At 52.4% G+C, this 26,579-nt stretch carries 11 protein-coding genes; 9 read left to right on the forward strand and 2 right to left on the reverse strand.

Going from position 1 to position 26,579, the window contains the following annotated elements:
* Window positions 1-51: 51 nt before the first annotated feature.
* From AB8516_RS00645 to AB8516_RS00680, 8 genes are all read left to right on the forward strand, one after another.
* Window positions 52-5,949 carry a hypothetical protein gene (locus AB8516_RS00645; protein WP_369157062.1) on the forward strand — a complete coding sequence of 1,966 codons (5,898 nt, stop codon included), beginning with the start codon at window positions 52-54 and terminating at the stop codon, window positions 5,947-5,949.
* 11 nt (window positions 5,950-5,960) lie between these two features.
* Complete coding sequence (locus tag AB8516_RS00650) at window positions 5,961-7,211, forward strand: PQQ-binding-like beta-propeller repeat protein (RefSeq protein WP_369157064.1); 1,251 nt, start codon at window positions 5,961-5,963, stop codon at window positions 7,209-7,211.
* A 138-nt stretch (window positions 7,212-7,349) separates the two neighbouring features.
* Window positions 7,350-7,940, forward strand: coding sequence for a transposase (locus AB8516_RS00655; protein ID WP_369157066.1), 591 nt, complete (start codon window positions 7,350-7,352; stop codon window positions 7,938-7,940).
* Window positions 7,941-8,720: 780 nt separating this feature from the next.
* Window positions 8,721-9,698 carry a hypothetical protein gene (locus AB8516_RS00660; protein ID WP_369157068.1) on the forward strand — a complete coding sequence of 326 codons (978 nt, stop codon included), beginning with the start codon at window positions 8,721-8,723 and terminating at the stop codon, window positions 9,696-9,698.
* Between the two features lie 124 nt (window positions 9,699-9,822).
* Window positions 9,823-16,206, forward strand: a complete 6,384-nt coding sequence (locus AB8516_RS00665; protein WP_369157070.1) for a hypothetical protein — start codon at window positions 9,823-9,825, stop codon at window positions 16,204-16,206.
* 13 nt (window positions 16,207-16,219) lie between these two features.
* Window positions 16,220-19,585, forward strand: a complete 3,366-nt coding sequence (locus AB8516_RS00670; protein ID WP_369157073.1) for a hypothetical protein — start codon at window positions 16,220-16,222, stop codon at window positions 19,583-19,585.
* Window positions 19,551-21,656 (forward strand): hypothetical protein, encoded by a 2,106-nt coding sequence (locus AB8516_RS00675; protein ID WP_369157076.1) that lies wholly within the window; start codon window positions 19,551-19,553, stop codon window positions 21,654-21,656. The genes AB8516_RS00670 and AB8516_RS00675 overlap by 35 nt, the downstream gene beginning before the upstream one ends.
* Window positions 21,657-22,140: 484 nt before the next feature.
* Window positions 22,141-23,289, forward strand: a complete 1,149-nt coding sequence (locus AB8516_RS00680; protein ID WP_369157078.1) for a hypothetical protein — start codon at window positions 22,141-22,143, stop codon at window positions 23,287-23,289.
* 367 nt (window positions 23,290-23,656) lie between these two features.
* Here AB8516_RS00680 and AB8516_RS00685 read toward each other — a convergent pair whose 3' ends face one another.
* Window positions 23,657-23,863, reverse strand: coding sequence for a type IV toxin-antitoxin system AbiEi family antitoxin domain-containing protein (locus tag AB8516_RS00685; protein WP_369157080.1), 207 nt, complete (start codon window positions 23,861-23,863; stop codon window positions 23,657-23,659).
* 27 nt (window positions 23,864-23,890) lie between these two features.
* Window positions 23,891-25,087, reverse strand: coding sequence for a tyrosine-type recombinase/integrase (locus AB8516_RS00690; protein WP_369157082.1), 1,197 nt, complete (start codon window positions 25,085-25,087; stop codon window positions 23,891-23,893).
* Between the two features lie 1,185 nt (window positions 25,088-26,272).
* Between AB8516_RS00690 and AB8516_RS00695 the strand changes: the two genes are divergently transcribed.
* A complete protein-coding gene (locus tag AB8516_RS00695) occupies window positions 26,273-26,566 on the forward strand; it encodes a hypothetical protein (protein ID WP_369157084.1) in 294 nt (97 codons plus the stop codon).
* The last annotated feature ends 13 nt before the right edge of the window (window positions 26,567-26,579 follow it).

Here is a 26,579-nt window from a genome sequence, read left to right on the forward strand (position 1 = left end):
CACCCTGCCAGACGGCCATTCTCCCTGCAGCAAACCGCCCGCTTATGCGGATTGGCGTGGCTGCTGTTTCTCCTGCTGCTCAGCGCCCCGACCCAGGCTTTCCATGGCTTCCAGCACGGCGCGGTGTATGCCAAGAGCCTGATCCTCAGCGAGTCGGACTTCCCGATCTACGTGGAGTACGGTGTGGACGGGGAGATCGCCGGCGAGATCGGCGAGGCGACGGGGCGGTACGCCGAGGCGCGGGTGATGGCGGCGGAGATCTACCGGGCCTACCAGGTGCAACTGGAGGCGGTGCGCGCGCAGTTCCCCGAGCTGGAGCTGGTGAGCAAGGAGACCTACGAGGGCGTGCAGTACACCACGGTCAACGGTGATACGATCCAGAAGCCGCCCCTCGGCGGCAATACGGTGATGGTGGCGCTGCGCCCCCCGGCGCAACGGCTGCTGGCCGATCCGAGTCAACTGATCCTGCTGGAGCTGCCGATCAACCCGCAGCTGCAGCTCGGCGGCGCCACCCAGTCGCTGCTGCTCGACCCGGACGGGGCGATCCTGTGGGAGACGAGCCTCAACATCGGTTTCAAGACCGGCTTTGTCAGCGACCCGGAGGGGAACGAGGTCAAATACCGTGAGCACGAAGACACCATCCACGGCCCGCTGGGCCATGTGGTGATGGAGAACGGGCTGTTCGCCCGGGGCATCACCGACGAGGACGGCACCTTCTCCTTCCGCTACCCGCTGCCCCCCTGTCCGGGATTTTTCTACGATCTGGATATGCCGATCATCGTGCAGCTCTACTACAAGCGGTTCAACCCGCGGCGGGGTGCGCGCTACCCCTACTTCATGCGGCGCTTGGGGTTTGACTACTGCGTCGGTTATGGGCAGGTGCCGCTGGGGGCGGACCTGGGGGCGCAGATGGCCCAGGTCGCGGCGATCGGCATCGTCGCCAGCATGGCGACGCCGGTCAAACGGCCGTTGGACTTCGTGGTGGACATGACGGTGCTGGCGGGCGAGGCGCGGATGCCCAACACGGTGAGCTTCGGCGGCGAGACCCGCTACAACGGCGAGAGCGCGGCGCTGGAGCGGATCGCCCAGGACCAATATGACTTCGACGGCGACGGCGAAGCGGACCGCACGGAGTTGGGGCGGATCATCACGGAACCGGACCCGGTGACCAATGAACCGGTGGAGCGGTTCGAGGCCCAGCCGGCCACGGCCGACCCGGAGCTGCAAGGGGTGTGGCTCTCCAGCCGCCACGACTTGGCCGGCCTCAACCCGGCCGAGACCCTGCCGGACCTGACGCGGCTGGCGGACTGGAGCAGCGACTTTGCCCATCGGGGCCTGCTGAGCCAGATCAACGAGGAGGACCTGATCAACACCGACCTGTACGTGTTCCGGGTCTCGGACGGGACCCTGGTGACCGAGCGCCACGGCCTGAAAGACAGCGAAATATCGAGTGGCTTCATCGGCGTGAACGACGAGAAGGGGACCTTCTACTACACGATCCAGATCGTCGGGGCGCGGGAGGGGCGGCTCAATATCCACGGCTACACCAGCCGCTGGCGCAGCGGAGCGGACGGGTTCCGGCAGTGGCAGGCGAAGGGCCAGATGAACCCGGCGTTCTACCAACGGGAAGCGGACCACCTGCGCCCGGGAGAGCCGGTGCAGCTGATCGCCATCAACCGGGCGACGGGTTACATGGGGAGCTTGATCACGGCGGTGAAGCAGGCGGGGAGCGGTAACAATCCCCACGAGATCTCGTTTCCGATCCGGGATCTGATGATGGGCCCGCCGAACCTGAAGGTGTGGGCGGAGCGGACCTCGAAGGTGGAGCAGGGCCTGACCCGTGGAGAGCAACCGGAACAGGCGATCGGCCACGAAGGGGCGGGCCTGGCGGACGACACGGAGATCACGGTCTACACCGAATGGTTCGACCGGAACGGCCGGGCGCTGCCGGAGGGGCTGGACGAACACGGCTACACGGGTCGCCTGGCCAAGGTGATCGCCCCCAACCGGCTGGCGGCGGCGGGGGGTGCGAGCGAGAGCGGCAACAGTCTGAGCCAGTTCGAGATCAAGACGGGGCGTCAGACCCAGGTGATCCGGTTGCCGGAAAGGATCCTGGGCAAACAACACCTGTATGTACAGGTCAGCGGCGAGCCGATGAGCGGCAACCCGGAGTTCGGGGCGAGCGGATTGCACCAGGGCAAGCTGCAATACCGGCCGGACCGCTACGTGCCGGTGAGGGTGCCGGTGTTCGATGAAGATAGCACCCTGCTGCAACGCCAGGCCTATCGGGAAGCGAAGCAGGCGTTCGACGAGGGGACGATCAGCATCGAGCCGGAGAAGCCGGAGCCGATTTACCGTTATGTCTATCGGCCGGAGTTTCAGTTCAGTGTGTATGACCTGGCGATGCGGGAGATCAGGCAAACCGATCTGGAAAACGAGGTGGAAAACCTGCTGCCCCTGGACAAGCCAGTAATTGCCAGTACGGATGCCATAATTGATTTACTTTACAGTCTAACCGCTCCAGAGTCGGGTCCACTCAACGCTTATAGCTATGACAACGACCGGGAACTTGTGTTTGCGCTGGGCGAGCAGGAGATCCGAGCGACGTTGGGTGATGATCAGCAACTCCGGTTCGACAGTGATAGCCTGGAACACTTGGCACTGTTGGATCTGACCCCGGAAGATTATCTGACGCTCCGGCTCTACAGTAACAACGATGCCGGGAATGTCCTGTGGGAGTGGGCATTTGGTTTAGTGCCAGGAATTGTCCCGACTTCAGCAGATATCAGTGCCGATCTATCAGAGCAGATTCTGACGCTCTATCTGCCGGGGTTTAATGCTTTAAGCAATGTAGACGGCAACACCTACAACACCACAATACGATGGTCTATCGAAGGCCCTCCTGATGCTCAGTTGGAAATTGCCGTCACCGAGTCCGACCAAGGCCTGCATGCTAATCGCTTAGTGACATCGCATCGTGCAGGTGATGAATTTTGGGTAACGGCTGAGATTATTGGCACCGATCATCCCAAATTTGAAAGTGGAGAAGAGTTTCGGGCTGGACCTTATACGGTGTATCCTGGCGAACCTGCCCAGATTCTCTTGACTTCAACGGAAGACGAACTTCCTGTAGATAATGCCGCGATAGCCACAATCCAGGCTGAAGTAGCCGATCAACACGATAATCATGTGATCGATGGCACGCCTATTGAATGGAACGTGGCTGAGCGTGGGCATCTGGAGCACGCCGAATGGAATGTTGAAGGTGGTCAAGCGGAGTTAGTGGCTCGGTCAGGTGATGAAATTGGTGAACTTGAAATTATAGCCCGTTCTGGGGAAGTCACAGAGAATATCATACTGCAACAAATCGGCTTTGATATGGTTTTCTCAGGGAGTGTGGCTAGTGCCGAAGTGGATGGTGCACCGATGCCTTTAACCGTGAGCGCAATGGATGCAACCGATGGTGCTGCCGTCAATTGGATTGCAACTCATGGGAAGGTCATAGGGGGAGAAACGCTGGCTGCTGGCCAAGCACAAGCCATGTTTTACCCTGGCCCACGGGGTGGAGATGGGACGGTTTTTGCCAGCATTGGCCAACAGTTTACGCGTACCCACATCCCGGTAAATTACCCGCCTGGTCCACCGGTCATAGAGGTGATAGAGCCGCTTCTCATTGGTGACCGTACAGTAGCCGGTTCTGAAGCGTTAGAACGTCTTGATGGCCGTACACGGATATTCAACTATAAAACGGAGACTGAACTCAGTGTCTCCGGGTTAATACCAGGTGATGAATATATAATGGAACTGGGTTCGGCTCGTGCGCCTAATTTGGAGCCTGTTGCCTGGTATTTTATGGATCAAATTGATGGGACACAGGCCCCTGATATCTATCATGACCATAACGGCCAGGTGACGGGTGATGTTGTTGTTGATACAGCTCAGGTTTCACGAGGAACCGGTAGTTACCACTTCACTAACGGCGTATTGAATATACCAGCCAATTCGGCTCTTAATTTCACCGAACAGTTCTCATTACATTTGGCTGTACGACCTCAAATCCTGGGAGCAGTCCCAATTGAGCTTGTGAATAAAGCCGGACATTACGGTATTCGCCTACTCCCGGATACAACCGGTTATCGAGCCGAGTTTTGGGTAATGACTGGACAAGGTGAGGAAGCAATACAGTCGCCTGCTCTCATATCCCCAGATCATTGGAGTACTGTTTCTGTAAGTGTTAAACCCGGGCTTCTTCAACTAAACGTATCGGGCCAAAACACTGAGGCCAGTCTGACAGGTTCTGTCCTGACGTCTGTTGCTGGGATCTCAATTGGTGAAGGCTTTAGTGGTTGGCTGGATGACTTGAAGATTTTTGATTTGAGCCGTGGCATGTTGGGCGCATTTCCCAATGGCGGTAGTAGTGTAACCCTGGTAGCGGATGCCAACGGTGAGATTAGCACGATAGTCCAGTCCTTGGGCAACCTACGTACCCACTCGCCATTGGAATGGATTACTGAGGCTAGGTTGTACTGGCGAAATGCGGCCGATCAAATTGAAGACCTGAACAGCACAGGTGGCTTTATTCAATATATGGCGTACTCATCGGCTGCTGAGTTGAACAATGTGTTAGCGCAAGTGCTATGGGATGAGGGGGAGGATAGTGCGGCTAAGACGGTGTCTGAGTTCGCAGCATCAATGCTTTTGTTGGGCGATGTAAGAGATATCGCAAAGTACGGCGGAAAGTGGTACTTCGGTCTGGCCGATGATGGAGAGAAACTCACGACGACCCTGGCCGGTATCGGTATTGTCACAACGATTTTCCCTGTAGTTGATGCTGGGATTACTGCACTTAAAATCATTGTGAGAATGGTGGCGGACGCACCGGGGCCGGTAAGGAGATTTTTTACAGAGTTCGGTCATAAAATAGTAGATGAGATAGGAAGCCTGAACTTCACGACGGTAGACCGATTCAGTGGTGCGCTGGTGCATATTGCAGGCAGTACCCAATTTCGTAGTTTTCTACAACGGAATCTGATCAAGAATCTTGATGATCTAGAGGCATTTGCAAAATTTCAAGAGCGCTATGGAGACCGCACGGATGCTCTCATACAACGCTTTTATACCGGTCTAGACAGCGTTGCGGATGATGTCCTTGCAGCTACGACGAAAGAGGGTAAGGTTCGCAACCTCGTCAAACTGGCGGAGGGCGTCAGTGAACAGATCGGCCGTAATCTCAGCGAAGAAGCCCTGGACGGCATGGTGGCCCTGATGAAAATACGTGGTATCAACAAGGGGCGTATCGACTACTTGGTCAATCATGTAGGCGATGACATTGATGCGGTGACTCAAGCCGCACATGGTGATATTCTGGAGGGAGTTTTAACAACGATCAAGCAGATTGATGAGTTGCCGAATAGGCCAGATAATTACACCACCTTTTATAAGCAAGTTGCGAATACGGACCCTAGGATGTCCAAAGGTGGTATTCATGCGGCAAGGGATATTGATGCAGGAGGGATTAATCTTAGCGATGTGGCGGCTTTTGAACAGAGAAGGGATGTGCTGGAGCTTCCTCCGACACCAACAGGAAGGAATCAACATAGGCGAGTTGATGTCGCATTAAATGATAATTCATTAATAGAATATAAAGACGCACAGCAGATACTCTCTAGTAGTCACGAGAAGCTGGAGTTTATCAAAGATATCTTGTTGTATAATAGTAGTGGGAGGCTTCCCAATTGGGTTATTCGAGGTACGGACCAAAAGGTGCAGCAAGTTCGGAATAAAATGCTGAAAATGTTGGGTGAAGACGGAGGCACCTTGGATGATGTGCTTGAGGAGGCAATTGAGAGTATGGATTCTGAAGCGGCAAGGAATGCAGCTTATAATAATATTGAGAACGTGATCAGCGCCCTGAGGGGAAGCGGAATTGTTCGAACACAGAGCTACTAATGAATTATTTGGTGAATGAGTTTTCGTTTTGCAGGTTACTACCAGCTCGTCAGCTGCTACTAGCCCCAAAGCTAGTTGGTGACAGGTTCATTGATAAGGTAGTTAGTCGTAAAAGTATCGTTAGCAAAGGGAGTCGTCGTGGCGGAGTCATAATATTCGACGAGGTCGGTTTTCTGGATATTCATAAGTTTAATACACCAGAACACTATTATTCTACGCACGGTTACACGGAAGAAAAATTTTTAATAACTGACAATAATGGCTCACTTTACACTTATCACTATGATAAACCAGATCCTGTAGAGTGTATTGAAAATGTAGGCCTCTATCCAATAAATAGTGAATCTCATTGGGTGGATGGAACTCATTCGATACATTTTCATGGAACGGAAGGTATTAAAAGGCACCGAATAAGCGGCAATAAATATTTTTGTTTGTTTGATTGGGAGAAGCGTGAGATTGTCTGGAAAAGTAAGCCTGAAGAAAATCAAGGATTTGGTTATGCGATTGGTGCAGGAAAATTAGTTTATCAGGCCCATCAAAATTATGGGACAGTTTATTGTCTGGAATTAATGACAGGCAAGAACTCTTGGCAAAAAGACCCACTTGATATACTAGTGTTAACTGGTGAGCAAAAGGAGTACTACGATCGTTCACAGAAAGGAGTAGTAGGGAATCCTAGGATATTTAAAAACCTTGTAATAGTTGGTATGCCGTTTTATTCGATAGTCGCACTTGATATTGAGACAGGAGAAAAGGTTTGGGAATACAAGCTGGCTAGCGATGAAGATCAGTATAAGCAGACTTTGTTTAATATTACTTCAACACCTTATCGCATGGCTGTTACGGAAAAAGGAAAAGTATATCGTTTAGAGTCGGCAGACGTAATTTGTGAATATGATAAGCATTGTCATGAACTATTCTTAATTGAATTGGATGCAACTACAGGGAAATTACTGCAAAGACTCGAAGTGAAGGCGCCGGAAGGTGACCTACAAGAACATATCATTGATCAGTATGAGAAGGAGTTAGATTTTGGTCGTGAGACGTATTGTGATGTAACCAATACACACTATCTGACATGTTTTGATGGTGGTCCGATTATGGCAATCAATTTGAAAACCGGGATTGTCGACTGGAATATAACCTTACCAACTGGTAGTCCCTTTGGACCATTTTTCGTGCTGAACAATCGTCTTTATACCTCAACAGGGTATACCCATTATATCTTTGAGGGTGAGGGGGGTTACATCTCGGACTGAGAGAGTTGCTGCCTAAACAAAAGAACAGCGGAGAGCAAAGCGGAGAGCAAGGACACCCGTAAAAATCTTGCGATCAACTAGCTCTTGAGATAGGGTTTTAGTTAGCCATCAAAAACAACAAGGAGGTTGTTATGACACGTGCACGCGAAACGCTGGTTTGCCTGGAATCCAACTCTCTACTATCACTGTATCTCCCGCTGTGTACGCCGTGCTTGGCTGTGCGGTGAAGATCCCTATACAGGGCAAAGCTTCGAGCATCGACGACAATGGGTATTGGATCGCCTACGGGAGTTAGTGGATATATTCGCAATTGATGTCTGTGCCTACGCTATTCTCTCAAATCATTATCACGTTGTTTTACATGTCAATGTAGAGAAAGCAAAAGAGTGGTCAGACCAACAGGTTATCGAGCAGTGGACCCGTTTATATAACGGCCATATGCTGGCAGACCGGTATTTGGCCGGTGAAGTGATGAGTAAGGCGGAATGGACTGCACTCTCAGAGCTGATCGAAGCGTGGCGATCACGTCTTTATGATATCAGTTGGTTCATGCGTTGTATGAACGAATATCTGGCACATAGAGCCAATGCTGAAAACCAGTGTAAAGGTAGGTTTTGGGAGGGGCGCTTCAAGAGTCAGGCTCTGCTTGACGAAGGAGCGCTACTGACCTGCATGAGTTATGTTGATCTCAATCCCATCCGTGCCGGAATGGCAAAGACGCTAGAGTAATCGGATTTTACATCGACCCAAGAACGTATCCTTGCCTATGCCAAGCAGCAGATCTCAGAGAGAGACGAACAAAGAATCAATCTACAGACGACAAATCTTCTCCCTCTTAAGCAAGGGGGAGAGGTGAATTCAGAGAAGTTAATAGACTTCGATCTGAATGATTACTTGCGCTTGGTGGACTGGACAGGACGAGCCATCCGCGATGATAAACAGGGAGCGATATCGAGTGATCTGGCGCCAATTCTAGAGAGAATCGGATTAAATCCAGATGCCTGGTTAAAAAGTGTATCTATCAGTTCGGCACGACATCATCGTCGAACAAGGTGAGCCCCCCCAAGAAAAGTTGACACCAGTCTCTCATGGAGAGGTGTCAAATGAGGAAGAATCATTCGATTGATTTAAAGATCAAGGTAGGATCTTGCTATGTTGCTTTCAGCTGCATTAAAACACGTGCCAGGAAAAACGAGCGAGAGGAGTTTATGGCGCCTTCGGTAGCGCACGCTGAAAGTAAATTCCTACTCGTTATCCCTATTCCTTTACTATGAAAACAGGTGAGGTTGACCCGTTGTTTGAGCACAAAGTCGCCAGCCGAGCGATGAAGTTAAGGGGCGATTCATTCATTGACGTCGACAGATTTTAGACTAGACTGATTCTTACATTGACTGGGTGGTCCCATCTCTGCCTACGCCCGGTCAACGATGGAATCCGTTACAAGCGGACGTTCTGGATAGAAACAAGAAAACGAACTCGCGCAGTCCATGCGGGGCAAGGAGGGGACAAATGCCTGAGACGAACCAGCTGTCTCGAGAGGTGATCAACGAAATTCTCGACGAATATACGAACTGGCTCAGTTACGTCAATATTGTGGGGATCGACGTAGGACAGGTACATGGCGATAAAATTGATGGGCCGACCGTATACCTCCTCGTCGATGCACTTAAACCGAGTTCACTGGCTAACGCGAACAGTAATAAGACCGATCAGGGCTATTTCGAGATACCGGCGACGGTAAGTGTCTCTGCGGCATTGGTCGATAGGGTGCCTGCTCTGAGGGCGGGTGAGATACCGGTTAAAGTGTATTTTGTTGAGGAAATCATCGAAGATGAACTGCTCGACGCCGAGGACGAACGAGTCGCTCCTGCTGTAGCTATGGTACGTCCCTGTCCAGGCGGTTACTTCATTCGGACAGAAGGCCTGTCAGGCCGTGGTTCGCTCGGAACCAGTATCGAATTCCGCGGCAAGTTCCGAATGCTTTCAAACAACCACGTCATTTCCAAGAACGGTAGCGTTGGTAAATGGGCGCATCAACCAGCAGTGGTAAACGGGACAAATCGCCTCGCAAAAGTCACGGGATTCGAACAGATAACCTATTACGCTACTAAGAACCCATCGAACCCAAATCGAAACCGACTAGATATTGCGTGGTGTGACTCCGACCCCACTATCACATCTCAGGAAGTCCGAGAGATCGGGGGCGTAGCAGGTATGCGCGACCCGGTGGTAGGCGAGAGAATTAGGATGTTTGGCGCAAGAACTGGCAGCAAGATCGAAGCGAATATCGCGAGCGTCACGTATCGTTACCGTTCCAAGGGCTCTCTCGGATACTCGTTCTGGGAGAATGGTATTCGGCTTGAACAAGGCAATCTTACACAGTCGGGTGATTCGGGCTCTGCATACGTTGCCGTATCCGATTCGAATCTAGTCGCATTACATAGGGCTGGAAGCGAGCAAAGAACAGTTGGCTGCCCTCTGACCTGACTGTTTTCGTCCGAGCGTGAAGCTCTCGTGATACAGACCCTCATGGCAACCCGCAAGCGTGCCACTCAAATCACCGTAATGCTGTTTTATGCTATCCCGATCGTACTCGCCAGAGGAAACCGCGATGTCTCCTAGAATTGATGTTTTTTGGAATGACGGTACACAGACGAAGTTTGCGGAAGATGGTATCGAACCTCAGGGCGATGGCGTACATGTCGTGTCGGTGTCTTTTGGAGACGGCACTGGCGAATTACAGGGGGTCACCATTAGTGGTGAACGACTGGGTGATTTGAAGATCGAGGGAGACGAAATCCACTGTACAATTGTGAACATCCCAGCACTGATCACTTTGCCGGACACCGATGGAAATGGGCGCTCAGAGGATAATTGGAGCAAGGAAATTTCGCTCATGATCCGCGGTAGCGCCGCCAATGGGTATACGGTCATTGCCGAACGTGGTGACATCCCATGGTTAAAAGACAAGGATCCCTTATCGGGTGATTTGGGCGACTGGATAGCCGCCGATGACGGCACCCTCACACATAAGACAATTAAGTACCTGCCGTGGAAGCGGCTGGGTATCGGGGAGCCAGATGACGATGAATACCTTAACTTTGCCAACATCGGTCTGTTCGTGCAAACAGGGGACAAAGCGGAAGCTTCGCCACAGCTGGTTTTCATTGTGGTGCCCGTCGGTAATGAACAAAAAACGAGCGATCCTAATGGTTCCGGATTTCCAGGTCCAAAGACGCTACTGAGCGATGTAAACCTTAAGCGGTTAAGAAATTTCAAGCTCATGGGCATATCGAACGTCTCATCAGTGAATGTGGTGCCAGTCATCAATTTCATTCAGGTGTCATCGGATGATCAAACCTACAAAGATTGGTTCACGTTGTTGCTGTGGCGCTGGTATGGAAGAGAGGTTATACAGAGTCACGACATCAGTTTCGATGACCTATGTAGCTTGATCTGGAACCCGACGGTAGCACTCGGGCGCGCAGGCCTTCGTCTGACCAGACATGGTCGGCCTTGGTTCCCAATTGCGGAGATCAAATTTTCTGGCGACGAGAACAACAAGCAGGGCGTTAGCCCGGTGTTGGTGTATCAGCGCCCGAAAGAGGGACAAGCGAGGCTCAGGAGTTTTTATCCCTACCAACGGAATTCCGAGGTCGATCAGCCTGCCTATAGCCGGGCGCAACTGTCCATCCTGTGGCAGTCGGAACCGACGGTACCAGCGCAGTGCAAAGATAAGAAAGCCCACGCTGGAGCCCGAGTGCCGGAAAAACCGTCCGCATTGCACGAATCCCAACAGGTCAATCTCGAGGCGACGCTGAAGGGGCAAGTGACCGGTGAGTGGTCGGAGAACGAGTGGGATAAAAAGAAGCCTGCGTTCACGGCAGTCGAAATCCTGAGGCAAGTCGAAGCGGCTTTGTCGTCTAGCCCGCGTGGTAGTGGCGATGGCTTCCATGCTGAATGGCACTACGGTAACTGCGAGCCCGAGCGCGATAGCGGAAGTTGGGTGAGCATCGGTTCGTTCGATATCAGGTTCAAACAGGAAGGTAAGGGAGGTGATATTGGTGAGGCGCCCGGATCCAGCAAAGGAGAAAATACCAAGACAGGATATGTGCATAGAGATGATGATGAACCTGGAGGGAATGTAAATCCTTCGATAGTCAAATGCGTGTTGCACGGGGTTTGGAATGAAAGCGAATGCGACCTGTTCCTGGAGTTTCAACTTCTCAACCTGAGATGCGAGTTTCGACTGGGAGCGGGGGCCGATCTCGATAACGCCCAGCTGGCGGCGAGGTTTGACGAAGCAAACCCGACAGAAAGTGCTCTGCACCGAGAGTCTGGTCCAGTTATTGATCCAGGTGGCAATGTGTTCGGTGGCCGCTTCGGCCTGCGTGTACGAACGGAGCGCGGTCGCAACGCGGTGGTGCAGTGCAACCTGGAACGCGATGAAGGCGAAGCGAACGACAGGTCGTCATTCTATTTTCAAGCAAGACCATTCACCATTGCATACGTGGACCCGCCAACATTCGACGCGGTGCGTGCAGGTTCGGATTTTGCCTACTGGCGCAGCGACGACCCTGAAGGCGCACAGTGGAGGGTGCCGGATGCGACGATGCGGTTCATGTTTCCACCACAGGCAGTGGGTGAGGAAATGGAGCGAGGCAAGCGTTTTTGGAACGCGGAGGCAGGTGAAGACGGTGCTCTTACCCCGTCTCAGTACATAGACAAGGACGCTGTACTAAAATACCGATTTTCACCACCGACAACGCTCACGATCAAACCGTCACTTCGCGACCGGCGGTATCACCCGGTACCCAACAACCTCGGTAACATTCTCAGGCAGGCGAACGTAATCGAGTTTGCGACTGAGATGGTTTACCCGCTAGCCACACATTTTAAGCGTGATATCAAGGAGAAACCTGATATCCGTATAGCCGAAACGCGTTCCTTTACCGGCCATCCGACCGAGAACCTGCCCGTGTACCCGGGCAAGGCCAGTACCGGGGCCAGTAGGACTTTTTTTCCAGACGTGTTTCCAGGTGATCTCGGTGCATGGGTAGAGGCCAACAAAGACTTAGTTAGAGCGCATTATGTCGAGAAACGGGCACTCCACAGCGCGTCGCGGGCAAACTTCGTTGCGCGCGTTGCCAAGTATCACCTATTTGATTCGCGTGCGAGGGGAACGGAACTCAATCTGACCAAGCAGTTGACATTCAATATCCGCGCACACACCAGTGTTGACAGAGAGGAACGCCAGACTCTTCTCGGAGTTACGCCGCCGGTATTCAATCCGCTGCCAACCTTTGTACAGGCATTCCGCGAAGATGGTAAAGAGGCATGGGAGTATACGAAACCTGACGGTGACCTGTCTGATAAGGAGCAGTACCTGATCGCCGCCTTTTTACAAGACGGCGATTGGGGAGATGAGAACAAAGGGGCAATTCGCGCCGGTATCGTGCATACGCTGGAATTCAAGTCGGAAGTCCTTGCCGTTCTCCGTAACCCAACAAGTAAGGTGGGAACGATCGACGCGCTCAGTTTCTCTGCCCTGGGGGCGACAGGGTCCATGAGTGTGGAGTTCAACGAAGGAAGGACTACTTTTGTCGCCGATGTTCGCGACGGCCAGATCGAACGCTTGGTAAAGACCACGATTGGACGCGCCGGCATCGTCTGGAACCGCTGTAAACACACCATCGTTTATGAACGGACTGTGGTCCCGAGTTTACAGTTCGAACAACAACAGGCGCCCATGTACGGGCGCCCAGTCATACGCAAGACAGCCGAGTACATCGAGCCGCTTCAGCCAGAGCGTGCCTTTGACCACGAAAATGACGCAGTCAAGAATCGTACCGGATGCCTTGCCGGTTGTGAATTTGTGACGCCACGGATCTATGTTGACGGCGCTTGGGGTCGTGATCTAGGGCATGGCTACGAAATTCCATTGTGGAATCCCAGGGACACCTCCGGATTCTACCCGAAGCCGGATATCGCTCTGAAGGCAATCGGTGCTGCGGGTGCGGATAGTCGGCAATGGATAAGAGATCCTGACGAAGTCGTCTTCTATGCCAACATGGAAGCGAACACAGGTAATAACCCGGACAAGTGGTTGGCGATGGCCGCCGTCGATGCGCCATTGGGACCCCATCGGGTCGGTGCACTATCCAAGCGGAATCTCGGCGCGGGCGAGTGGAAGGACCAATTGACCGGACGAAGTGCTGGGAAATCCGCGCGAGCCGGGGGCGCGCGCAGGCCGCGGTTCGATCTCCGCGTGACCTCGGAAGCGGCTGTCAACCTGCAGGCACAGCGGGGTGACACGGAGATGCTAGCGAGACTGGACTTGGTCTCCATCATGCGTAGCGACGAGACGTCATCTTTTAGAGACACCGCCTACAAGAGCAAACTGGATAAGTATAGCGGCCAACTGGACACGGCGGCCCGTATTGACCAGGTGCTGGCGCGGGTGCGTGGCTTCATTCGAAGCCTGCCGGAACATATCCTCAAACATCCGTGTGATGTCGCAACGGAGCGTGTGAAAAGCCAGGTGGAGGAACTCTTCGATACCGCCGTCGCGGATATCGGAGCCCTGACGATAAGCGCTGACAAATTACCAGCCGTGCCGGCATCCGATGTGATGCAGTCCTCCCTGGTACACGACCTGGGAAATCTCGGTCTTACCGGCCATAAAATGCTCGCCAGAGCCCTGCAACCACTGTACAAGGCGCTGAAGGAACTCAAGGCCGCGGACGCGTCAGCCCGAAAGCAGGCGCGAATGGAGATCGACGCGCATTGGCAGATGGTTGAGGCGCGCTTTGCTGATGCAGAGCAGGTACGCGGCCGGGTCATCAGATCGCTCGATGCGGGGAAAACGACTGTTAAAGAGATTGCAGATACCATCCAGACCATTATGGTTGAGTTGGATGGCATGGTTGGTACCCCCGACGATGATGCATTGAAGAAACTGATTAGTCAAAACAAAAGACTAATACTCGAATTGGAGCGTATTAACGAGCCACGGGTCCGAGCAGTTATCATCGCCCTGCGCGACGGTTTGAGGCAGGTCAATGCCTTCCTCAACCAGGCGATTGGCGTAGCCGACACCACGAAGACAGCGCTGGTCGATTCCTGCAAGAGTCTGATAGCACCGATAAAAGTAGCAGCCGACCAATCGGAAGATGGATTAAAAAATCTAATCGTAAAAGTGCAAGCTGCAAAGCCCGAACTTACCGTTGTGCGGGAAAAAATCAACGACCTTAATAGCAGGCTGGAGGGCGATGCGTTCGTAGGGGCAATCGCCGAGATCGAGACGGCACTCGTTAACCTGCAGCAAGGTTATACCCAAAGTGTGGAGGAGGTGAACACAGCCGTGTCTACCGCGGCCGAAGCAATCGTTGGGCAGATCCAATCCATCCGCTCGAAGTTGTTCAGTCAGGCATTGGCCAGATTGAACGATGGAAAAAAATACGCCAAAAAAATGCTCGAAGATATGAAGGTGGAGGTTGGGAAACGGATAAATGTAATTGTGGAGCATGGGGAGCGGCTTTGTGACCGCCTTGATAGGGTGGAAACCGAAGTGCGCGAATATCTGAAGACTCAGGAGCAGATCTTGAGCGAGAACTTCACCAATGTGCTAAACGAAACGATCGACGAGGCCACCCGGGAGCAGATCGAAGCGCTGGATGCCGAGTTCCGGGGGGTCGGGGCCAAGGTCGGTTCGGGTATAAAACTGGCAAAGACGATTGGAGAGTTGCCCAAGCTACCACAACTCACCTTCAACATCGATTCCACAGAATGCGTGTATGATGACCTGAAGCAACAAATTGAGACATCCCCGTTCGTTGCCAGGTTGAAAGAACTCGATGGTGGTCTCAAGGAACTTGGTCTGGCTGTGCCGTGCCAGGAATTCTTCGATCAGATCAAGCCTGAGGATTATCGCGGCCAGTTCAACGAAATATTCAATAACGTTGTCGGGGCGGACATGGGATTCCTGTTCAAGGATTTCCGACTGCCGAAACTGGATTCAGATAACATCAAGATCACTCACGGTACCGACAAATCTACGCGGACGGCTTGGGCCAAGGCCCGAGTGATTGCGGACTACCCTGGAGAGAAAACTGCATTCGAGTTTGCTGGCCTGGCCGCGCGAGTCAGCGGCCTGTCTTTGCGGGCGGACAGTGAGATCAGCACGTCGTTGGGCGGTGCGCGACGTTCAACGACTGACAGCAGCTTGCGCAGTAACTGGTCCCTAGATTTCAGCGGTACGCGCCTTGTCACATTTACCGACGTCACTATCCGCTACGATGGTCACGACTTCGACTTCGATCTGAATCCGGATAAGGTCCAGTTGCATCCTTCCCTGAAGTTCATCTCGGAAATCGCCGAGAAGTGGGGGGAAAAGGTTCCGCCTGCGATCGAGATAGTGAAGGATGCCAGTGGAATGCCGACCGGTGCACGCGCCAACCTCGAGACGGTAATGGATGCGCCTCCGCCACTCGGGCCGGTTACGATCGGTCCTTTGCGTATGGGGGGGGGAATCAGCCTGACCATTGCAAAGACCTTCGAGCTTGGAGCCCATGTGTTTGTCGGCCGAAAGCAGGCGCCGATTTTCGTACAGATCGGCTGGCTTGGCGGAGGCCTCTGGGTAGAAGGGCGTACCCGGCTTCTCGGTTCTGAAGTACGTTGCTCGGCGAGTGTTGGCATGGCGCTCGGATCGATGCAGTCGCTAACAGTTGCCGGGATTGCGCAGGGTAGTTACTCCATCCTGCTGTATACCTATCTAGAGATGACCCACGTCAATGGCAGTGCACTGACTGTCGGTATGTCGATGATGGGTAGCGCCAGGTTGCTCGGAGTAGCGACCGCGTATATCTCACTGCTGCTGGAAGTGACGCATCAATCGGGCGGCGGTACCCAGGGTACAGGTGTATTGGAGGCGTCGGTGGAGATATGTTGGTGTTTCACGTTGCGGGTCAACGAGTCTGTCGAGCAGGATCTTTGACTGGGGAAGAACAATGGCAGGATGGGATGATCTCAAATCCGTAGGCTGGGCACTGCAGCTGTCACGTGCAGAGTACCTCGATTTTTCGAACGACGACGGTGAATCGTGTGAAGTATACGCATTCAATGTCATCCGGCCGGTTGCTAATATTGAAGCCGGACCGGCGAAATGGGCTGGCGGTCGCGGGCCGGAAATAGAAGGTAAGGCGGTGCGGGAAGCGATGGGCCGGTTCATACATCCCTGGCGTTGGGATGATGTCGACTGGCACCTATTCGGACGAAAGGAATCGGGCGATCCGTGGAAAAAGGTTGAAGCAGTACTTGCTTTGGTATCCGGGATTGGTGGTGATATCGATTCCGGCCACACGGCTGAGGTCAGGGACAAAATCGAGACGGGCTTGGCACAGGTGACGGATCATTCGACTCACGCCTTCTCGGGCCACCCGGACGACGCCAGGGAAAGGCCGGGTAACGATGGGGTGGCGCGTTCGCTGAGCTGGGTACACGCGCTTGCCCCGTATACTCACCAGACTGCGCCCGTCAGTAACGCGATACTGAATCTAGCGGGATTTTTCAGCATACAAAAGCATGAGTTGGATGAGTACCAGGAGTATGTCGTATTCCCGACATTCGGTTATAAAGACCCAGACGGAAACAGACGAGTCGTTAGTTTCTTAACGGAACACACCGTGCCCCAGGAAAACTGGGGGGGTGTGTATATTGATTACAACTCAGAAAGTGTCAAGCTACCCGGTAAGAAGGTGCGGTTCATCACCCGATCTGCAAAGAGACAACCGACTGAAGTCCTACAGTTCGGTAAACAACCGGCCGCGAAGTTCAAACAGCTGAAGTCCTGGCGGCTGGGCGCTACCTATGGTGCGGCGTCGAGGGTGTACACACCGGATCGGGTCCTGGCGAACGTCGTGCTGGACACGTCGTCGGATAAGCGTGCCAAAACCGAAGAATGGGTGGCCGGCAAAGGCTTGGTGTGGCGGGCACGACTGGTGGCACTACTGGGCCTTGGGTGGGAAAGAAAGCGGAAGAGACTCAACGTTGACAGTGGAGATGATGCTGCCGATGTGGCCCCTGAGGTTGATCAGCATGTGTTTGAGGCCCTGATTGTGGAGTCGATGTTGATAGAGCTCTTCAAACGACCGACAGACATGCGCTGGCATGATCAGTTTCAAGTAGATCCGTTCGGTGACACCTATCGCGCTGAGTGGGGTGGCAGGGCTCTTTTTCAGTCATTGTTCACGTTCCTTACGGACAAAGTCATCAAAATTGATGATCGACACAAAACCGAAGTCGCCGGGGAGTATTTTGATCCATTCCGTAAATGGCGGCTACAGCGGCAGATTACCATTGACCACCCAGTTGTGCGTTGGCTGGAAGAGCTTTTGAAGCGTGACAGCGAGGACGTTTTCTGTGCCGGTGAACGACGGAGTTGGGCACATTTCGTCGTAGCGTTCACGGATGAGGAATTGCGCTTGGATATACACATATGCTGGTGGGCGTTTCTCGTGTCGCGATTTACAGCGCATCTCACGGAGGATGTGAAGGACGAGTTGATTCCAAGTTTCCTCGCCGCACTGGTAGCTAAGAGTAACCGTTGCTTGTCTTGGAGCAGCGCGCTGGGCGCGTTACAGCGAAGTAGCTACCACTCATCGACCCCTGGCAAAAATCTCATGAAGATGATAACTACGTTCGCCCGGGGGGGGGCTGTCACCGGGCTGGGCGATTGGTTAACAGAGGCCGCCATGGCGGGAACAGTTATCAGCAACAGGGCGCCGGTAGAGGAAAAGTCAAAATACCTTTTTAAGGCGTTCAAAAGTGCCATTGATGAAGCCCGACCGGAAAAGGTTCGGCCCAAGGATAGTGGCCTGCCGATAAAACTTGAATTCCCCGAGAACCATGAGGAAGGCTCGAGCGTGAAAGATCGCTACCTCCGTGGCTACGCATTGTTCCTTGCTGCCGGGGTGATCTATCAACAGGATGGCGCCCAAAAAATTACCTGGGATACGGAGCGTTCCAACTGGTTGACGAGCACCGCTTTGCGTATCCCAGGCAGCGCTGGACACTTGAAGCATGACGGCGGTGAAATCGTGCAATCAGTGTCTGCGGTTGGGTCGTCGCAGTCACAGGGCAGGCGGTTGATTGAGTTACCGTACGACGGTTTCCCGCTCTCATCCGCGCCTGAACAGGATGGCCTTGTGACGAATCGCCACCCGAGTACGCAGGAAAGGGACTTTGACGGGACCACTGCCTATGACTACCGGTGGCTGATGCCGAAACCGGGCCACGAACACCCGCGCGAATGGCAGTTACCGCTGCTGGGTTTCGGACTGGCTTATACGACTGAGGCGACACAAATCGATAACGCCGGGGGAATAATAGATGCTGATTTCCGCCAGCCGGCAGATGCCATCGAAAAGGCCACATTGCTCAAGACTCCGGCAGATATGGAACCACAAGAAGAGACGGTACAGGAGTACCGCTCCTGGCAGGCGCCGGGAGCACCTGAACCCTGGCATGATCATGAAGCTTTGGTTTTTGACCACCGGGACCAGACTCGTGCGGCCAGGTGGATGGAAAACCAGGCCACAGAGGAACTGCACCGTATCCGACAGGAACAGGAGAAGAAGGAGGTTCCGACTGCTGAGAAATCGCCAATTGCACTGCTTGCACCGCTAGGTAGTGACCTATGGGAAAGTTCACTCCGTCCGTCCTGTACGTTGAACCTCACGGCACCACACTGTGATGCGGATTTCATCGAGCGGTGGCTAAATACGGACATACTGATAACCGCGAGCAAACTGGGCGATGAGGCAAAAAAGGAACTCGTGAGTCATCCTGTATTGTTCGATCTGGGCCATGAGAGAATCGAAGAATTCAAACGTGACGTAGTGACGCCGTTGCGGCAGAAGAAAGACGACGAGAGTGTAAAAGACATCGGTTTCGTGGTGCAACCAGCCGTATCTGCTATCGGCGTTGTAGTGATTTTCGACGGTAATGACAAGGCGCCACCGAAGGTAATCGACCACAAGCCGTTCAAGGACGAGGGCGGTAAACTTTCAAGCTGTCATAATAGCCCGATAAAGATCGAGGTCTCCAGCGGTGATGCTAATAGTATTTCCGATGGCGGGACCAGAATAACTGTACGGCCCAACAGCTTTGTCCAGGTTCGATTCTATTCGCTTGTCCAAGAGGCGTTTTATTACGGCAATACGTCCAAAGCCCGCTTCGAATCCCGTGTCAAACAGGAAGCGGCCGGACAGAGCGTAATCACGGCATTTAAGGAGATGGGGGTACCGTCCGTTTGGGCCTCTGGAGTATTGGTTCGAGGTCGTGCCGGACCAGTTTGGCGACGTACAGGTCAATGATGGCATGCTCGACGTTCAGGCTCCATCGGAAGCGAACCCAAATGTAACCCCATTGCTATTCGAACAAGAAGATATCGACGCGACGTGGCTATACGGATTTCGGATTGAGACCCACCCGTGGCATTGGAACGGTATACCTGCGAGTTTTCCTGCAATAGACTGTAAAGAACCCAGTGAATTGATCGCCAACTACGCAGGCATCGAATCCGGGCAGAACGTGAAAACGGTGGTGCTCGAAACCGTGTTGAACAAAGGCCTTTGGTCGGTTCTTCCCAAACAGGCCATGGGCAGGTCGCGCGCACTGACGGACGCCGATCGCCCTGCCGAGCCGTGCATGTTCACGGCGCGCCCAATCGTACGATTCCGTGACTGGCTTAAACTTGGTGCGGCGCCGCTCACAAAATTGGAAAGGCAAGTTATTTCAGCCGGGGCCACGCAGAAGGGTCGGCTTGATTATTCACCGGAGCGCCGTATGCCAGCTCCACGGTTGTTACATTCGGTACCGCTATGCGCAAGTTACAAACCCGCGGAATCCTGTCCGGATGGCGAACAGGTGTTGCCGGATAGAACCCAGAATAGCCATATGCTTATCTTCGACGAACGCGGAATTGATCCGAGTACGCAGCAACGGTATGGAGGTGTCGGTAGTTACCTCGAGGTTGACCTGTTGCAGACCAGGGCCGTCTGTGTTGGAGCTGAAGAACAGTCGCTGAACGAGGTGGGTCTGAACCCTATTCACCATAAAGAGCAGGAATTGAATGATCAAATGGCGCTACGTCTGTTGGTATCAGATCCATCCGGCCTAACGGAGGACATTGTGCGTAATGCCAAGCCGACACAAATCGCTCTCTTCATTCATCCCGTCTATGAAGGACGGCGCGATCTTGGTGGGGAATGGATCATGGCTAAGATACGTGTGCGGCGCGTTATTATACCGGAAACGCGGTTGTACAACGACCTGGAATCACTTGGCGAAGATGGGGGTATCTGGAACTACCGCTTACCGCTCCGAATTGCAGGCGACAAACGCGTACCGGCCGATTTCGTGATGGATTTCGACTCTGCCCCGAAAGGCGTCGCACTACAATTCGCCGGCGGCTATGTCATTCGGTTACCTGAAGTGCCAGAGTGCGGAGAGTTAAGCGAACCGAAGCCACCATTTTGCGAGGAGGGGGTGTCGTGGCGTTACCTGGTTACCTGGCACGAAGGACGGTGGGGCGAGACTGGAGCCGTCCATTGGGGAGCTCAGGTGCTTCTTCAATGGCGGGATGAGACCAAACTGCAATGGTACACCGAGGATAAGATGGGAGCAGCGAAACAGAAGCCATGGAGCTTAAAATCGGGTGACCTCGACGTGAAACTGTCCCCGGAAGGGGGTGACGACGGCGAGCACCTTACCAGCGAGGTGCCGCATTTGCGACTGCAGGTAAAAGAAAAGGGGCCCGCAGCTTCAAAACTCATCCACGTGAGTGATTATACCGAGCCCTTCTGGGCATCGTTTATCGGTATGTTCGGCAATCCCCGGTTGTTACGTGCAGACCAGTACAGCATGTCCTGGAATGACCAAGATATGGAAATAGTACTGAAAGGGGCCGAGTTGCCAGTCGTTACCAGGCCTGCCGATTGTATCAGCAATATCGATAATCATGTTCGCTTTCAATTGTTGCTCGTTTTCCGGCCCGTCAACTCGATTACGCAGGGGGCACCGGAATACTCCGCTGGCGAACTCGTTGCGGTGTTTCAACCCAGTGATGCAGAAGGATCCCCCGGTGAAACGAAATTTGAAGTCTTTGATTACAATGGCGATGACTTGGTCGGTTGTTTCGGTTACCTGGTGTCTTTTCAGGTGGCATCGGCACTAGAAAACACAGACGACAATAGCGAATTGAATCGACTGACTGCGCTGTTCTCGGAAGACATAGAAGATAAATGGGATGACCTGCTGAAATTGATTTTTCCAAAGCAACCGGGCGAACCAGGGAGCGTGGGACACGTCGAGAGCTTGGTTCGACCATTGCCTGAGTCGCTGGGCCCCCTGTCGTTACGGATGCCGGAAAACGATCACGGTTAGTTTCTGGTACTTAATTACCCGCTGCCCCACTGGCACCTGATGTGGCACTCCTCGGTGGTTGGCACCATGTCGGCGGCGGGGATCCCATCTCCCCCGGGCAATGTTGACGCGACCGATGTATTATCGCCGGAGGTGGCCTGTCATCGGTCAGATGGGGCACCTGGCGCAGTCGCTAAAGGCCGCCCAACAGGATACGCTCTTGGGTATCAGGGTCAGGTCATCAGCGTAGCCAAGATGTACAGCTTATGGCACGACGTTGGGACAGTAACCGGCTTTAACCAGGGGTATGACGAGCTGGGCATATTATCTTATGCCCGACTAAGAGGCAGACTCTGACGGCACAGAGTGTGTTTGTCATTATATGTCGCTATCTGGTGTCGAGGATTGAAGGATGAATATGTGTCGATTATCGGATAGTAGGACAGGATTTTACCCTGTGTTCTGAGCCACAAGAACCTGTTGCCAATCAATAAGGATACAAATAGTGAAAAATATCATACCCATCTTGCTTATTACACTACTGGCCACCGGTTGCTCAATGCCGTTCAAGAACCCAATTTTCGAGCCGAATGATGCGCGGTTTAAAGGTTTGGAAACTTCCATGACCACACAGGAGAACAATGCTGCGACTCTCATTATGATCCATGGAATGTGCAATCACGACAAGAACTGGGTCGTTGGCAATCAGAAAAATTTTGCCAAATCATTCGGCTACCAGGTCGGTGGGTTGGAGAAGGTACTGGATGGTGGATTGGCAGGGGTGAGCGCTTACCGGGCGGACCTATTCAACGATCACCGACGGATTGCATTGTACGGAATTGTATATGCTCCAGTCAGCTTAGTTATCAAGCAGACCACACTCTGCCGTTATGTCAGTAAACCCACTGATGTATGTCCTTTCGATCCACCGCTCTATTCACGGACTCGTGCCAGTATTAACGCAGAAGCAATAAATGGCCTGATGAATGATTGCCTCGCAGATGCCATTGTGTACCAGGGTCCTGCGGGAAAAACTATGCGTGAGGGTGTTCGTTCAGCCCTGATTGAAATTCAAAAGAACCGTTCCACCGATCGGGAAGTATCGAATTCCCCGCTGTTCCTCTACAGCGAAAGTCTGGGCAGCAAGGTACTGCGCGACGCGGTGTTGTGCGCACCGGATGATAGGGCTGCGAGCTTGCTCTCAATGCTTAGTAATACATCTCAGGCTTTTCTCGCCGCCAACCAGATACCTTTTCTCAATCTCGGGCACGAACCCCCTGAATGTAATAGTGAGACATCACGTGAAGTACTACAGTCTCTCGCTGGTATAAAGGTAGATCTTAAGGGTGATTTCTCCGACTTATTGAACGTTATCGACGCGATGCGTGCCCAGAAGTCCGGGAAATCGGGCGTACCGAATTTAACCGGTGTCGTCGCATTTACCGATCCGAATGATCTCCTAAGCTATGAAATCGATCCGAGCGATTACGGTAACCGTTCGGTAGTTAATGGACTAATCAGTAATGACAGGACTTGGTTCGGCTTAATCGAAAATCCCTACACGGCTCACACGGGCTACAAGAACAACCCTTCAGTGCTAAACCATATTCGGTGTGGGCGTAACATACCAGCAATGAGTGCATGTGCGGAGTAAGAACCCGCTACAGCATTAAACTCAATTAACTTGAGCAACGGTGTGGGCAAATTAAGAAGTCGTCCATCTCTTTGTTCCGATAATAACATTGGTTTATTAATTAATTAATTAATTAATGAGTATCTCTTAGTGTTACTTGCGTAGCATTATTTTTTTTCGTATGTCGAGAGTGCTTGTATAGTGTCGTGTCTGCCAAGACAAGGTTGGATTTTTTATCGAGGTGATCGCCCAGATGTATCGTCCGTTTACCTAACCCGAAATCTACGCGGGATAAGTCTAGATTGCGGAGCTATGGATGTTTCAGTCGTTCGGCCACGACCATGAACAGACGCTTGGCCTCTAAAGAGCGGCAGGTTTCAAGTAACTACTACACGACATGTGGTCGGAGGGCCGTCAAGGACTCGATGATCTGCATGGCTTCGTCGAAGAATTGCCGCTTCGGGATGAGGTACATTATCTCGAACGCTGTCAATTCGAGGGTTGCGACGGCCAGTTCTACACCCTCGACCTTGACGGTTGAGAAAGCACCCTTGCCATATCCCAGTGCTTTAGGGGTAATGTCATGTATTAACAAGTAAATCTAGGTCTTAGAATCTCGCGGTCAAGTTTGGGCAAACTGGCCGAAATTCGAGATAAAAACATGTTGGTGTTTTTCTTCCGCTTGTTCCACCCAGCGTCCATAATGGCGCATGATCATCTCGGTAGTTTTATGGCCCATCTGCTGTGCGACAAATAAAGGATTTTCTCCCCCAGAAAGGAGTTGACTGGCGTAGGTGTGACGCGTCTGATAGGGGTTACGGTAACGTATCTTGGCGCGTGAGATGATGTACCTCCACGGTCGTTCTAGGTGTTCATAGTCGATGAGTGGTCCACGTTGCTTCATGCGAACGAAGACGAACTCGACACCCACACAGCTGTATTGTTTTTGATCATGTAAGGCTTCAAGTGCAGCCGGGATCAGAATGATATCTCGAGTTCCTGCCTTGGTTTTTGTTTCTTTGAGCTTTCGTTCGACAATGGCGCGCTGAATACGAACTGTCCCATTATACCAATCAATATCACCCCATTTGAGCCCAAAGAGTTCCGATGTACGTAATCCAGTATAAAATGCGAATTGGAGAATGTTCCTAATCCGTGGATCGTATTCTTTGGCAACGGTCAGTATGGTCTTTATCTCATCCTCGGTGAACGGATCGACCACGTAGCCAGTTTTTGCCTGCGTTCGACTGACTAATTTGCTGACTTTGATCTTGTCGAGTGGGTTCTTATCGATAATGTCGTCATTCAGGGCCTGGTCGAGAATGGCGCGAAGAGGTGTGAGGTCATTCCGAATACTCTTTAGGCTACCTGTGCGGTTTCGAATCCACTCGCGAATCGCCTGAGGAGTTAGATCGCGGGCACGATAATCCCCAAATTCTGGAATTAGATGTGCCTGGCAACTCTTTTTGTAACAACGATAGGTGCTATGTGGGTGAGTTCGCTCGATATCTTTCAACCAGTTTTCAAGCAACTCTTTAATCGTGATATTCGAAACTGCGTGGCCAAATAAACGGGCTCGCTTCGAATTGGGGAAATATTCATTGTAGCGGAATGTCCGGCGCTCAATGGCGTTTTCTACTTCCGCCTTTAGATTGATGGCGTAGCGCTGGTCAGCTTTCTTGTCAGGGTCAAGGCCAGTAAGCGTCTCTTTGCATTGCACGCCACGATACTGGAACTGGATTTCGATAGAGCTTACGCCGCTTTCGTAGTCCCTGATTCTTACGCCTCTCGCGAGCTTAACAGACCTTTCTCTACCCATTTTTCAACAGCCTCCGTGTTGATCCAAAGATTATTGTTTCGGACCTGGCAGTGGATGCCGTCCAACCAAATCCCTTTTTTGCGCCTAGCATGCACCGCATTGGCGGTATCTCCAGAAAGGTCGCAATACTTCAATAATTTAACCCATTTCATTGTTTCGATAGCTCATGCTTGGATGGTCTCATATCGTCCGGCATTCGCCTGTATGGTCCCAGCTATCTTGGAGCAGGCTCTGCACTTAATCAGGCTTGAAAGCCTGTACCGAGGGTCGATGTTTCGAGCTTGATTTAGCGTTTACCAATCGGTTAAGCGCAGGCTTGTACGGTCGCGATGTAATCAGGTCCTCATGTTCTCCCTGTGTTCGTAAATCCGCTGAAGTGGTTCTTCATCAGCGATGTCGCCAAATCCAGATCGGACTGCTCAGCTACAGTGTGGAGTTTATCTGTGGTACCCAGTATACCGATTCCCTGCACACCGGCCTACAGGGCGTAGGCCGCAAGCACAATCTCAATTTCGCTTCGGTGGGGTGCAAGTGGTTTAAGTGTAGCTTCAACGATTGCAAATACCCGAACGATTTTTTAAGTGTCACTCCGTTAGGGAATAGTCCGCAGGAAAACGATGTTCAAATATGAGCGCCCAGCGGTTGAGATTAGCGTATGCAAAGTGGAGCTAGAGTTGACCGAGCTAAATGAAACAGTTCTTTGTCTATCAAATTCCGCAATTGAACATCGGTCATAGCCTGTAAAAGCTGACCCAATGTACGTGCACTGATATGCAGGGTCAGATCACCGAGGTTCTAAAAAACCGATATATCGTACTCGCGGTGTAACCGGTTTCGCTCACGACCTTACGCGCCGTCGGCCCGGCATGGCCCTGTTCCAGAATGATCTATTCGGCAACCTCCAGGGCCATAACACAGATCACATCATGGCTATGGTCGCTCCACCGGGCCATTGTTCGATCCACAGAATAGGGTGACGTCCGTTAGCAATGTAAGCCATCGCGAAGGGGATAAGATAAATCCGTAAAACAACTATGAACGTTGTTCACAATAGGCGTTCATATATTACAAGTTGGTAGTAAACAAGCACAAAAACGGCTTTATATGGATGAGCTTTCGAACTCATTTATTTCCATCTATGTCCCTAACATGGGCAAGGAAGAAGATCAACAGGGAGAGGTAGTCATGAAAATCGATTTTTCCAGTGTCAATGTCGAGTACTTGATTCATGTTCGAGACATCGCCCGCGAGGATCCCGAAATGGCGGCTCCTCTGCTGGGAATGTCACCGGAACTTGCAAGTTTGCTGGCACAAGCACCTGCCGATTATCTGGCTAAAATCGCCCAGGTCAAGGTGCCGTTGATAGCGGCTCGTGGTGATACCGTGTGGTGGTACCGACTTTTCAAGGCACTCGTCGAGGGAAATACCGAAGAGGTTGATGCGGTACTCCAGGCTGCAAGTCTAACTGTTCTCTCCTGATTGAAACCGGTAG

This window comes from Candidatus Thiodiazotropha sp. LNASS1 (assembly GCF_964212655.1).
Taxonomy (GTDB): Bacteria; Pseudomonadota; Gammaproteobacteria; order Chromatiales; family Chromatiaceae; genus Thiodiazotropha.